Source organism: Parabacteroides sp. AF17-3 (assembly GCF_003635445.1).
In the GTDB taxonomy this organism is placed as follows: domain Bacteria; phylum Bacteroidota; class Bacteroidia; order Bacteroidales; family Tannerellaceae; genus Parabacteroides; species Parabacteroides goldsteinii.
Genome location: NZ_QTMM01000006.1, coordinates 1 through 14,028 on the forward strand (window position 1 = coordinate 1; position 14,028 = coordinate 14,028).

Consider the following 14,028-nt stretch of genomic DNA (forward strand, 5'->3'; position numbering starts at 1 on the left):
TGTTTTTGCTGCGATTTTAGTAATTGCCGTCCGGTGCATACCCTCTACCTTTGCAGGGTGAAAGTGAATGATACCGGATGTTGTTAATCTTTGAAATCTGAAAAAAAAATGGCCGCAGGCCCTTATTTAGTTATAAATATTTATATTCTATATTAAAAGAGGAATTTCAGGACATTCCCGGGCGACTTGAAAAGTCTTCTATTAATAGGCTCATTATCAGAGAGGTATAGACACGAAGCAAATTCATTTTCATCTTGATATCAATTTCAAACTTAATTTGTATAGGGTATAAAAGATTATTGTACTGAAAATGAGAAGAATACGTCCGATATTTTTGGAAGTGCATTCCTGAATGTTCTTAGGATCATCCTGAACCAATTACAGGCAAATCTCATCACTATCATTGATTCAAATTTTTCAGAAATGAAACTTATATCTAAATTAATCATTTGGGGAAGTATTTTATTGCTCCCCTTGAACTCTTACGCTCAGATCACGAAAGGACTGAGTTATCAGGCAGAGACTGGAATCAGTTTTAGCGGAGGGGAACATACTCCTTTCTGGCTGACAGCAAATAAACAAGGACTTTCGTCCATTGAGAAGAATAACGGATATCTGCGTGCCGGAATCTTCCGGGAGTTGGAAAACGATAAACGTTTCTCATATGCTTTCGGGGCAGATCTAGCTGTGGCCTATAATTTTACATCGACTTTTGTGGTGCAACAATTGTATGCGGATCTGAAATATCGTTGTCTGGGAGTTAGTATAGGTAGTAAAGAAAGACACAGTGAATTCAATAATCCGCTTTTAAGTAGCGGGGGATTGACATTTTCGGGTAATGCTCGTCCAATCCCGCAGGTTCGTATCGGCATTCCGGAATATACCGTTGTACCGGGAACAAAAGGATGGCTGGCTTTCAAAGGCCATATCGCTTATGGTATATTTACGGACGATGGTTGGCAGAAGGATTTCGTGGCTCCGGGGAATAAATATACGGAACATGTACTCTATCATTCCAAAGATTTGTATGTGAAGATCGGTAATCGTGAGAAATTTCCACTGATTTTGGAAGGAGGCTTGGAAATGGCAGCCCAATTCGGAGGAAATGCATTTATTGGAGACCAAAAGATTGATATGCCGAATGGAATAAAGGATTTCTTTAAAGTGTTTATTCCGAGCGGAGGTGGCAGTGAAACTCCAACAGGGGAACAAACAAATGTTTACGGAAACCATTTAGGTAGCTGGAATTTTTCGTTAACCTGGTATGCTCCACAAAATTGGACAATTCGCCCTTATTACGAACATTATTTTGAAGATCATTCACAGATGTTCGGGGAATATGGATGGAAAGATTGCCTGGCGGGAATAGAAATAACATTTCCCAAAAATCCTGTCGTTAGCAGTTTCGTTTACGAATATATTTCAACAAAAGATCAGACTAGTCCCGTTTATTGGGATCATACACCGGAAATACCGGAACAGATAAGCGGAGCAGATAATTATTATAACCACTATATCTATAGCGGATGGCAACATTGGGGAATGGGAATCGGAAACCCTCTTGTCATGTCTCCCATCTATAATAACGACGGAGATATTGTTTTTAAAAGCAATCGGATGCAGGGACATCATTTTGGAATAATGGGTAACCCTTGTGCCGATCTGCAATACCGTATCCTTTTATCTGTTACCCGCAATTGGGGGACCTATGCGTTACCTTTTTATGAAATCAAAAAAAATGGCAATGCTCTAGCAGAGTTAAAATATACTCCCCATCAATTGAAAGGTTGGGATTTTACTGCTTCACTAGGGATAGACAGGGGAGCTATGTTAGGTAAAAGTGCCGGTGGTATGTTAACAATCAGAAAAACAGGATGGATACGATGAAAAGATATACAATAGCTGTGCTGCTGGTACTGATAGTTAGTGCTTGCGGAAAAACACCTATCAACGGTGACCTGGATGGGCGTTGGCAAATAATGAAAATAGAATATACTTCCGGAGAAGAAGAAACACCGGAGCGAGCTTACTACAGTGTGGCTTTGCATACAATCAACCTGATGCAAGTCGGAGGAACCAGTCAAACTGGAAATATGGAATATACCGGAGATTCACTATTTGTAGTCATGCCGATCAGTACAGTTGAAAACTTATTACCATTTGGCATGAACGGGACGGAACAACGTTTCGGTGTCAAAGAATTAACATCGAAACATCTGGTTTTACAATCAGATTATGCGCGGTTGGAATTCAGAAAGTTTTGATACTACTCTCTCCTAAATCGAAATAATAAAAACAAATAACAATATGAATATCATAATCAGAAATGTATTATTGGGGGGATTGCTATGGCTGGCAGTACCATTGGCGGCACAGGTTCCCCAGGATTTGATTGATAAGGCAAAAGCTGCGGGAATGACAGATGATCAGATACAGCAGGAAATTGCTAAGAGAATGGGACAATCAGGCGCAGGCCAAACAACTTCCAGGGCCTCCGATGCAGTAATTTCTGACCGGGTTATTGCTACTACTCCGGGCGAGGATAGTATCTCTCCGGAAGAACAACGCAAAAGGAATCTACCGGAAAACGATTTGAAAGAAACTGTTTTCGGACGAGAGATATTTTCTAATAAGAATCTGTCTTTTGAACCGGATCTGAATATTCCGACTCCTAAAAACTATATCCTGTCAGCCGGAGATGAATTGCTGATCAATGTCTGGGGAGATTCGGAATTGAATCTGAAACTGAAAGTTTCTCCCGAAGGAACAATTCTTATCCCTAATCTAGGCCCGGTATCTGTCAGCGGACTGACTATCGAAACTGCCGAAAACCGTATCCGACAGGAATTGGGACGGATCATGTCTACCCTATCGGGAAATACCGATGGAGCCAATACATTTGTATCTGTCAGTCTAAGTCAGATACGCAGCATCAAAGTCAATATTGTAGGTGAAGTCGTTGCTCCGGGAACCTATACCCTACCCTCTTTTGCCACTCTGTTTAATGCTTTGTATGCGGCAGGTGGAGTGAATGAGATCGGTTCGCTTCGCGGAATCAAAGTATACCGCAACAGTAAGGAAGTTGCAAAATTAGATGTATATGATTATCTCCTGAATGGCAAATACAATACGAATATCCGTTTGGAAGAGAATGATATGGTGATCGTTTCACCTTACGATCAGTTGGCTGTGGTTCGTGGAAAAGTAAAACGTAACCGCATTTTCGAAATGAAAAAAGGGGAAACTTTACAGCAACTGTTGAACATGGCCGGAGGTTTTACCGGAGATGCTTATAAGAAAGATGTCCGTATCAAACGAAAAGCCGATAGCCGTTATCAAATAGCGACTGTTACGGAAGATAAATATCCGACCTTTGCAATGATGGATGGCGATTCTTTGTTGGTAGACTCTGTAATTCCTTTTTATGAAAACCGTCTGATAGTGACGGGTGCAGTCTGGCGTCCGGGAGAATATGAGTTGAATGGAACTGTACATACCGTAAAAGGATTGATCAACCAGGCAGCCGGCCTGAAAGGTGATGAGTTTACCGGCCGTGCCCAGATTACCCGTTTGAATCCGGATTTCACAACAACAGTGATAGCCGTAGATATCCGTGGAATCCTGAATGGTACATCTCCGGATATAGAACTCAAACCGGAAGACATATTAAACATTCCATCCCTGTTTGATCTTCGCGAGCCTTATACGATCAAAGTAAGCGGAGCAGTGAATTATGTAGATACAGTCCTGCCCTACCGAAACAATCTGACGGTTGAAGATGCCATTATGATGGCCGGAGGTTTGAAGGAATCGGCAGCAACGGTCAATGTGGAAGTAGCCAGAAGAATTAAGGATACAAAAACTTACGAAAACAGTAATCGTACAGCCGAAGTGTTCAACTTTGAGTTGAATGACAATTTAGGACTGATATCCGTTGATGGAAAAAACAGTAATTCAGTCTTTACCCTTGAACCTTTCGATGAGGTGTATGTGCGTTTTTCACCGGGATATCAGGAACAGCAAGTGGTAAAGGTTGATGGTGAAATTACTTTCTCCGGTGATTATGTACTGGCAGAAAAGAATTCCCGTTTGAGTAATATCATAGCCAAAGCCGGAGGGATAACCCCTGATGCCTATGTAAAAGGAGCAAGCCTGAAACGCCAGTTGACAGAAGATGAGATGCGCCGCCTGGAAACTCTGCTGCAACTGAGTTCCAATAAACAGAGCCGTGACTCGGTGGCTTTATCACTGGAAAATATCAAAAATTATTCAGTCGGTATCGATTTGGAAAAAGCATTGGCTAATCCGGGAAGTGCCCACGATGTGGTATTGCGTGACGGGGATGAGCTTTATATTCCACAATTACAAAGTACAGTTAAGATAAACGGAGCCGTAACCTATCCGAACAGTGTGACTTATACCGAAGGAATGTCTGTCGGAAATTGTCTTTCACAAGCCGGTGGATACAATGATATTGCCCGTAAATATCCGATCGTAATCTATATGAACGGAAAGGTGGCAACGACAAAGAAAAGCTTTATCTTCTTCAAACGATATCCAAAGGTAGAACCGGGATGCGAAATCGTCGTTCCGACTAAGACGCAACGCGATCGTAAAACCAGCCTGGCGGAAGTTCTGAGCATAGCCAGTTCAACCACTTCGATGGCAGCCATGGTCACCTCTATTATTAATACAATGAAATAATTTTCAATTTTCAATCTTTAATTTTCAATTAACAAGGTGGATATGATTCAAATGAACACTCCTGACATAGATAATGCACAGGAGATCGATTTAATAGAATTGGCTAAGCGGTTGTGGGGGGAACGTAAATTTATTTTTAAATGTTGCGGAATTGCAGTTGTTGTCGGTCTTGTCGTAGCTTTCAGCATACCGAAAGAATATAGTACAACCGTAAAACTGGCACCCGAAACTTCCGACCCATCTAAAAAGATGGGAAACTTGGGCGGACTGGCTGCTATGGCAGGGATTAACCTGAACAGTACTTCAGGAGCGGACGCCATCTCCCCGGACCTGTATCCGGATGTAGTCAGTAGCATTCCTTTTTTACTGGAGTTATTCCCCGTACAGGTGACAAATGAGAAAGGTGATTATTCTGCATCCTTATATGATTATATGGATGATCACCAGAAAAGTGCGTGGTGGAGTTATGTGGTACAGGCTCCGTTCAAGTTGTTGGGTGTTGTGAAAGATTTGTTCTCAAAAGAAGAACCGGTAAGTAGTGGAGAATTGACTTCTTTCAGGTTGACAAAGGAACAGGCTGATGTTATAAATGCGTTACAACAACGCATTTCTGCCTCTGTGGATAAAAAGACATCGGTAATCACTGTATCCGTTCAGATGCAAGACCCGTTAATCTCGGCGAATATCACTCAAATTGTTTTGGAAAAACTTCAGGGATACATCACAAATTACCGTACCCAGAAGGTAAAGCAAGACCTTGAATTCACAGAGAAAGTATTCAGTGAAGCCAGGGAATCCTATTATAAGGCACAACGTGCTTATGCGACTTTTGAGGATGCCAACAAGAATATCATCTCTGCCAGCTACCGCACGGAACAGGAACGTTTAAAGAATGAAATGACATTGACCTTCAATGTTTACAATACATTGGCCCAGAAGTTGGAACAGGATAAACTCCGGGTACAAGAGCAGACACCGGTGTATACAATAATACAACCTGCCACTGTCCCTTTAAAAGCTGCCTCTCCCAAGAAGCCGCTGATCCTGATTGGGTTTGTATTCCTTGCCATATTCGGAGGAATCGGTTATCTGTTTATCAAAGACCTTTTCAAACCCAAAGAGGAAACTGAGGTTTTAGATATTGAATGATTTCTAGTATTGACATATTTTCTGAATGTCACTCTGCGATCTTTATCATTCTTATCATTATTTTGTCACTGAAGAATCCGGCTGTCTGCTGGTAGGCTTCAGGGAGGACTCCGTTACTTTCATTGTGAAAGAGGTATGGAATAAGGAACCTGTCGGCTTGCCGGAAGTAGACAGGTTGTATACTGAAATGCAGCGTATCGGGGAAATGTCCGGCTGCAACCAGTTCCGTATTCTGGCTCATGGCGGTTATCTGCCGGAGGCACTTTCCTTTGAACTGCATGGACTGACTGTTTCGGATGAAAGCTATCTCAAAAGCTTGGAAACGGGAAAGCATATTGAACTGTTTTCACATAATGAAGCGGCTTACCGGGCCATCGAGGAAGGATTCAAAACAAACAGGATCGGAGCCGTTGTACAGGCTACCGGTACAGGGAAATCCTACCTGATTGCCCGCTATATTGTCAATCATTCGGAAGATGATATAGTGGTTATCGCTCCCAACGTTACGATCATTGCCGAGATCAAAAAAGCAATCGGCAGGACAATGCCACATGTCGCCTACCGGACTTTCCAGGCATTAGTCCTGAATCGCGGTACAGTCGGTGAACTCAAAGCGGATCATATCATTATTGATGAGTTCCATCATTTCGGAGCGGAGGTATGGGGACAGGCTGTACAGGAAGTAATAGATAACAATCCGGAGGCGCGTGTACTGGGAATGTCGGCCACCCCGATACGTCCAGAAGAAATGCTCGATACGGTAGAGGTCTATTTCAAGGGAAACCTGTTCCATGAATTGTCTTTGTCTATGGCCTGGTATTATAAGATACTGCCTGTTCCTGTTCTGGTGCAGAGCGTATTCGATCTGAATAACCAGCTGGATAAGGTACAGCGTATGCTGAACAGGAGCGACTGTACATCTGAAAGGCGTAAGCGTATTCAGGATAAGATAAACTTTGCCCGACTGGACTTTCGCGGTTCGTTGAGTGCATCGGAACTGATCCGGCGTTATTTGCCAAAAGAGGTAAAGAAAATGCTTGTCTTCTGTAAAGACAAAGAGGACCTTCAGCATATGATTCCCGAAGTATCGAACTGGCTCGGACAGGCAGGCTTTGAAACGGAAACATTCGAGATTCATAACGGGCTGAGTAACCGGGAGAATGAAAAGACGTTGCGTCGTTTCCGTAGGGAAACGGGAAAACTACATGTACTTTTCTCTATAAATATGCTGATCGAAGGATTGCATGTGGAAGGAGTGGATGCAGCCATGTTCCTGCGACGTACAGAATCGTATGTGGTTGCCTTGCAACAGTTGGGTCGTTGCCTGAAAGCCGGTTCGGACCGTCATCCGGTGGTACTAGACTTCGTCAATAACCTTTCGGGCCGTTCTGTTTATGAAGCTATGTCAAGGGAGTTGGCTTATCATCCGGCAATCCGTGCCCCAAAGAGCTTTAAAGGCTTTATGGAATTTGAGGTAACAGGATTCCTGTCTGATATCCGTGCCCGTGTGGATGATATGCTGGCGGAGTTGGATGCGTGGCCGGTGATGTATGAACGACTGATCGAATATAAGGAACGTGAAGGACGCTGGCCGCAGGCTGCCGAAGGAAAACTGGGAAACTGGTGCAACACCCAGCGGATTGCCCGGAAGAAAGGGACGTTGTCGGAAGATTATATCTCGCAGTTAGACCGGATCGGTTTCGAATGGGAGGTACAGGACAGCCGCTGGATGAACTGCTTTGAAGAACTGAAAGCATTTATGGCTGTAGAACACCGTTGTCCCAAACGCGGCGAAAACAAACTGAATACCTGGTGCAATACCCAACGCCAAGCACGAAAGAAAGGTCTCCTTTCCAATGAAAGAATCCGGTTGCTCGATTCGATCGGGTTCTGGTGGGAACAGGATCTGGATTCGCTCTGGGCGGAGAACTGGCAGCAGATACTTATTTATTACAAGAAACATAAACGCTGGCCCAAAAGCAATGAAGGAAAAGCCGGCAGCTGGTGTAACACCCAGCGCAAGAACCGGAAACAAGGTTTACTTTCGGCTGAACGCATCGCCCGGATGGATGCCGAAGGTTTTATCTGGACTATCGATGATGTCTGGATGGAAAACTATGAAAAACTACAACAATTCTTCTCAGAAAACAACCGCTGGCCAACCGCCCGTGAGAACAAACTCGGCAGTTGGTGTTTCGTACAGCGCAGAGCCTTAAAAAAAGGTGAACTCCCTCCTACCCGTAAAAATCTTCTGGATAAGATCGCATTCCCCTGGAATTTAAAATAAAAAACGGGAAACCGCCGCTGCAGCCTCCCGCTTTCTAATAAACTACATAAAACACTTAAAAGAACAAACTTCTATTTTAGAACGCAACACCGAAGCGCACTCCCCAGTTGTTTATTCCGTCCATGGAATAAGTCAGGACTTTACTTTTGTTTGTTGCATAATTATAGTAAGCAGCTACGTGCAAACCGAATTTCTTTTCAGGAGTAAAGAAAATATTCATACCAACTTCAGGAGCTACATAGAATCCCCATTGACGGTCGTACACTTTCATTACATTCATATAAGTCGACATTTCACTGTATTCTGCACCTAATTTAGCTGAAACATAAGGTTCAAACTGTCCTTCGCGGGTAAAGCTATAACGGAATGCAGCACCAAAAGGCAACTGGAATAAAGAATGTTGCTGATCAGAAGTGATAGCAGATGTTTCGCTTACGTTGAGTGTCTGACGGTCAATATATTTATTGTTCGTGTGATAAGAAATAAATGCACCTATTGCAAAATTAGGAACCACATAATAACCGGCTTCACCATGAGCACCCCAACCGCTTGTCTTGTCGGCAAAGTCATTACCGAACGGAGAGTTGATATCCCAGTCGATATTGAAATACATATTGTTTACAACCTGGGCGCCAGCCAGTGAAGGAATCGCTAAACAGGCGATAAGTAAAGCGACTAATTTTATTGATTTATTTATCTTTTTCATAAGACTCAAATTTTACTGATTCGCGTTTAATTATTTCCTGATATATGGTGATTGAACAAATGCCTGATCAATTGCACGGATGGATAGCTGAGTATCGATCTTATTTGAACCGGACAATAAACCTGCCATATATGAAGTCCAGATAACCGGTAACTTTGCATCAGCAGTCTTTGGTGTCGGAGATTTCAGGTCGACCATTTCAGCAAGCAGTGAACCTACACTGTAGCTGTAAACAACAGGGTACGGATAATACCAGTCGTGCCAGTCATAACCCCATGTCGGTCCCCATCCCGGTCTCCAGTAATTAGGTGCCCAATAACCTGGGTAACCCCACCACCAATAATTGTTGTCATACCAGTTTGTAAAATAATTTACATTTTCAACAAAAGAAACCTGCAAACCCAGATCTGCTGTTTCTTTGTCCATTGTGCGAGTGTAACCACGGCTTTCCATGTTACTGATAATTGTGGAAGTGATATCGTCTGCTTCAGTTGCTGTCCAGTACTGAGGCTTCTCGCTGTTGCCAATTACCAGTACACTATCAGGAATGTAGAATGTGGTGAAAGACTTGAAATCGGTCTTACTATCATGATTTGTGTACACCACGAAATCATTATCCAGCTTTGACATATCCGGATCTTTCTGACAAGATGCCAGTAAAAGGATCAACAAGAAAAAAGGAATAATCTTTTTCATCTCATTTTAACGTTTAAAACAGTTTATACTATTATTTGTGCTTATATATAAGTTACTCATGAAACAACAATAAATTAAAAAAGGTTCTCTTCGATGTTATTTTGACTGTGTTAATTAACTTGTTGTAAGACTTCAAAACGCTCGTAAACGATAGTTAAAACGAGAAAAGGCCCGGAATAACTTACGCTATTCCAGGCCTTTCGATTATCTTTTAAAATAAATATTTATTTCAATGTCCCCTGTTGAGCATCCTGTATCATCTTTTCGTTGGCAAGGATCAGGATTTCCACACGGCGGTTCAGTGCACGTCCTTCCGGAGTGTCGTTGCTGGCAACAGGATCGTGAACGCCTTTGCCTTCATATTCCATGCGGCGACCGCTTACACCCTGGTCGACCATCATATAGTCGTATACGCTTTTAGCTCGTTTTTCCGACAAAGTCTGGTTGTAGTCCACCTTACCGGTGTTATCGGTATAACCAACGATCTTGATGTCGGTATCCGGATTTTCGTTCAGGCTGACAGCCAGTTTACGCAATGCACTGCGCGAAGCATCGCTCAATGTACTTGAATTAGTCGCAAACAGGATACCAGAATCGAAAGTAACTTTCAAAGCTTCACCATTATTAATGGTCTCAACGGTTGTTTCGGGAGGAAGAGTTGCTTCCAGCTCCTTCTTCTGTTTATCCATCTTTTTACCAATCAAAGCACCGGCCGTACCACCGACAGCAGCACCGATAACTGCTCCTAATGCTGTATTACCGGCCAATGCACCAATACCTGCACCGGCGGCTGCACCACCACCTACTCCAATGGCTGTTCCTTTACCGGTATTTGTCCATGTTCCGCAACTCGTAAATACTACTGCCATACATAGCAGTACTGATAATAGTTTTAAATGTTTCATCTTTTTGCTCTTTTATAAACTTTATATGAATATAACAGTTTATCAATCGAACATGTTGATAGAATCGCAATATTCAAGTTCGCCCTGCACAATAAAGCCTATTGCCTCGGGATCGAATTTGCCAACACCATCCTTCTGCGCATTCTTTACTACATATTCAATCAATTCATCCTCATCTATTTCAATGTCGGCATCATCGTCAGCATCATCGTTCAGATAACCGCGTGATTCGTAGAAATCGTAGATCAGGTCTACAATATAATTGATATCGTCATTGCTGAATTTGCCTTTCAATTCCTGGGGAAGATAGTTCTGAATAAATTTTACAGATTCGTCTTCATCGTAAATCAAATCGTCTTTGTCGCTCATAACTTTTTCAGTTTAATTGGTTACATACTTATGCAAAGATATTGCTTTAATTGAGATTTAAAAAGAATTATATGCTATTTGATCAAATCGTCCAAAGCATTATTTCCTTCCTTCAATATGTTATCGATGATGCCATGCTTTGTCTGGATTGTCAGATAAGTGGCTTTCAACTTTGTGATACCGATCATTTCATCTGTAGAAAGTTCGGAACTATACTTATCATATTTTGTTTCGGCAAATTCGATATATTTCTTTTCCACTTCTTCCCAATCTGCCTTAGAATACTTATCGGCACCAGCCTGTACTTTTTCTACGAACTTCGTGAAGTCCTTTACATACGATTCTTTAGATTCCCCGCAACCGCTTAATGTAAAGAGAGCCATCACAGCAACCATCATCATTAAAAACCTTTTCATATTCTTTTCCTTTTTAGATTAATGTTGCAAATGTAAACAAAAAAAGACCCGGATTTACAACAAACCCGAGTCTTAATCAATTTTCAATTTTTAATTTTCAATTCTTAAAGACCAACCCCTCCCCTTCGCGATCGATCGTGATCGGACGGTTCTTGTCGATCTTCATGCCCAGAATTTCCTTCGACAGTTCGTTGAGGACATACTTCTGGATGGCACGTTTTACAGGACGGGCACCGAACTGGGAATCATAACCGGCATCCGAGATAAAGTCGAGAGCGGCATCGGTAAAGTTCAAAGCGATACCGTTGTTTGCCAGCATCTTTTTCACACTGTTCAACTGTAAAGTGACAATCTTACGGATCTCTTCCTCGTTCAACGGAGTGAACATGATGATCTCGTCGATACGGTTCAGGAATTCCGGACGGATGTTCTTCTTCAACAGTTCCAGCACCTGGATACGGGTTTCATCGATCACCTTTTCACGGTTGTCGGGCGTAATCTTCTCGAAACTTTCACGAATCAGCGATGAACCCATATTGCTGGTCATGATGATGATGGTGTTCTTGAAGTTTACGACACGGCCCTTATTGTCCGTCAGACGCCCGTCATCCAATACCTGCAAGAGAATATTGAATACATCCGGATGCGCCTTTTCGATCTCGTCGAAGAGGACAACGGAGTATGGCTTACGACGGATAGCTTCCGTCAACTGACCACCTTCATCGTAACCGACATATCCCGGAGGTGCACCGATCAAACGAGTCGCACTAAATTTTTCCTGATATTCGCTCATATCGATACGCGTCATCATATTTTCATCGTCAAACAGATATTCAGCCAACGCTTTGGCCAGTTCTGTCTTACCGACACCTGTCGTACCGAGGAAGATAAAGGAACCAATCGGACGTTTCGGGTCCTGCAATCCGGCACGGCTACGACGTACGGCATCGGCTATCGCACTGATTGCCTCATCCTGACCGATCACACGGGTATGCAGTTCGTCTTCCAAACGAAGCAGTTTGTCCCTTTCGCTCTGCAACATCTTATTAACAGGGATACCTGTCCAACGGGATACTACATCGGCAATATCTTCGCTGTCGACTTCCTCCTTGATCATGGCAGCAGCACCCTGCATCGTATGCAATTTGGCCTGTACTTCCTTGATCTCTTCTTCTTTGGCTTTTACTTTGCCGTAACGGATTTCGGCCACTTTACCGTAGTCGCCTTCGCGTTCAGCTTTGTCGGCTTCGAATTTCAGGTTCTCGATGTCTATCTTGTTCTGCTGAATCTTGTTGATCAATTCTTTTTCGCTTTCCCATTGAGCTTTCTGTTTTCTCTCTTCTTCTTTGAGGTTGGCGATTTCCTTGTTCAACTGCTCCAGCTTGCCTTTGTCGTTCTCACGTTTGATCGCTTCGCGTTCGATTTCCAACTGTTTGATACGACGGGTTACTTCGTCCAATGATTCCGGTACGGAATCTACTTGCAAACGCAGACGGGCGGCAGCCTCATCCATCAAGTCGATTGCCTTATCCGGCAAGAAACGGTCGGTGATATAACGGCTTGAAAGCTGTACGGCTGAAATGATCGCATCGTCTTTGATACGAACCTTATGGTGGTTTTCGTATTTCTCCTTCAAACCACGCAGGATAGAAATGGTATCCAGTTCATCCGGCTCTTCGACCATGACCACCTGAAAACGACGCTCCAGGGCTTTATCCTTTTCAAAATATTTTTGATACTCATCCAGGGTAGTCGCACCAATGGAACGCAATTCGCCACGTGCCAGTGCCGGCTTCAGGATATTGGCGGCATCCATAGCACCGTCGCCCTTTCCGGCCCCTACCAATGTATGTATTTCATCAATAAAGAGGATAATCTCACCTTCCGATTTGGTTACTTCATTAACAACCGACTTCAGACGTTCCTCAAATTCACCTTTATATTTGGCACCGGCAATCAAAGCTCCCATATCCAAAGAAAAAATCTGTTTCGATTTCAAATTCTCCGGAACGTCGCCACGTATAATACGATGTGCCAAACCTTCGGCGATAGCGGTCTTACCCACACCCGGCTCACCGATCAGGATCGGGTTGTTCTTTGTACGACGGCTCAGAATCTGCAATACACGACGGATTTCATCGTCACGACCAATCACCGGGTCGAGCTTGCCGCTACGGGCACGTTCGTTCAGGTTGATAGCGTATTTGCTCAATGAGTCGTATGTATCTTCTGCGGACTGACTGGTTACCTTATTACCTTTACGCAATTCTTCGATCGCTTTTTTCAGTTCATTTTCCGTCACGCCTGCATCTTTCAAGATCTGTGAAGCAGTACTCTTTACGGTGAATAAAGCGAGGATGATATGTTCCAGGGAAACATACTGGTCGCCCATCTTGCCGGAATAGTCGATTGCTTTCTGCAAAACAGCATTCGATTCGCTTGACAGATAAGGTTCACCGCCGGATACTTTCGGATAGGATTCTATCTGACGATCCAGCACCATGTTCAGATTCTGGATATTCACACCCAGTTTCTGGAAAAGGAAGTTCGTTACGCTCTCGCCCGTCATAATGACAGCCTTAAGCAAATGAACAGGCTCAATCACTTGCTGGTTGTTCTTCTGAACCAACTGAACGGCCTGCTGAACAGCTTCCTGTGATTTAATTGTAAAATTGTTTAAATTCATATGCTATATTATTTTCTTGTTATCTTTATTCTTTTCAAATTCCACTGATATATCTACAAAAGAAATACCAGAATAAAAACAAGACATTTTGTCATATCTATATAAAAATC

The 14,028-nt window shown here is 43.0% G+C and carries 11 protein-coding genes; 5 read left to right on the forward strand and 6 right to left on the reverse strand.

Translation table 11 applies throughout. From position 1 onward, the window contains the following. Positions 1-423 precede the first annotated feature (423 nt). From DWW91_RS09075 to DWW91_RS09095, 5 genes are read left to right on the forward strand one after another with little or no spacing between them, the layout of a single operon-like run. Positions 424-1,887, forward strand: coding sequence for a capsule assembly Wzi family protein (locus DWW91_RS09075; RefSeq protein ID WP_122327535.1), 1,464 nt, complete (start codon positions 424-426; stop codon positions 1,885-1,887). Then, positions 1,875-2,264, forward strand: coding sequence for a lipocalin-like domain-containing protein (locus tag DWW91_RS09080; RefSeq protein WP_122327536.1), 390 nt, complete (start codon positions 1,875-1,877; stop codon positions 2,262-2,264). Before DWW91_RS09075 ends, DWW91_RS09080 begins: the two co-directional genes overlap by 13 nt. 43 nt (positions 2,265-2,307) lie before the next feature. Further along, positions 2,308-4,704: an SLBB domain-containing protein gene (locus DWW91_RS09085; RefSeq protein ID WP_122327537.1), complete on the forward strand. Its 2,397-nt coding sequence runs from the start codon at positions 2,308-2,310 to the stop codon at positions 4,702-4,704. Positions 4,705-4,746: 42 nt separating this feature from the next. After that, entirely contained in the window at positions 4,747-5,853 is a 1,107-nt protein-coding gene (locus DWW91_RS09090) for a Wzz/FepE/Etk N-terminal domain-containing protein (RefSeq protein ID WP_122327538.1), read from the forward strand. A gap of 25 nt (positions 5,854-5,878) precedes the next feature. Next, positions 5,879-8,140, forward strand: a complete 2,262-nt coding sequence (locus tag DWW91_RS09095) for a Helicase associated domain protein (protein WP_122327539.1) — start codon at positions 5,879-5,881, stop codon at positions 8,138-8,140. A 76-nt stretch (positions 8,141-8,216) separates the two neighbouring features. Here the strand turns inward: DWW91_RS09095 and DWW91_RS09100 are convergent, their stop codons facing one another. The 6 genes from DWW91_RS09100 to clpB form a co-directional block, all read right to left on the reverse strand. Further along, positions 8,217-8,846, reverse strand: coding sequence for an outer membrane beta-barrel protein (locus tag DWW91_RS09100; RefSeq protein ID WP_122327540.1), 630 nt, complete (start codon positions 8,844-8,846; stop codon positions 8,217-8,219). A gap of 30 nt (positions 8,847-8,876) precedes the next feature. Further along, positions 8,877-9,542 (reverse strand): DUF4136 domain-containing protein, encoded by a 666-nt coding sequence (locus DWW91_RS09105; protein ID WP_007652832.1) that lies wholly within the window; start codon positions 9,540-9,542, stop codon positions 8,877-8,879. A gap of 224 nt (positions 9,543-9,766) precedes the next feature. Next, positions 9,767-10,447, reverse strand: a complete 681-nt coding sequence (locus DWW91_RS09110; RefSeq protein WP_007652831.1) for an OmpA family protein — start codon at positions 10,445-10,447, stop codon at positions 9,767-9,769. A 42-nt stretch (positions 10,448-10,489) separates the two neighbouring features. Beyond that, the gene (locus DWW91_RS09115) at positions 10,490-10,816 is read right to left on the reverse strand and encodes a hypothetical protein (protein WP_007652830.1); all 327 of its coding nucleotides are present in this window, start codon (positions 10,814-10,816) and stop codon (positions 10,490-10,492) included. Between the two features lie 74 nt (positions 10,817-10,890). After that, complete coding sequence (locus DWW91_RS09120) at positions 10,891-11,232, reverse strand: DUF6565 domain-containing protein (RefSeq protein WP_007652827.1); 342 nt, start codon at positions 11,230-11,232, stop codon at positions 10,891-10,893. Between the two features lie 97 nt (positions 11,233-11,329). After that, entirely contained in the window at positions 11,330-13,918 is a 2,589-nt protein-coding gene (clpB, locus tag DWW91_RS09125; RefSeq protein WP_122327541.1) for an ATP-dependent chaperone ClpB, read from the reverse strand. Positions 13,919-14,028: the final 110 nt, after the last annotated feature.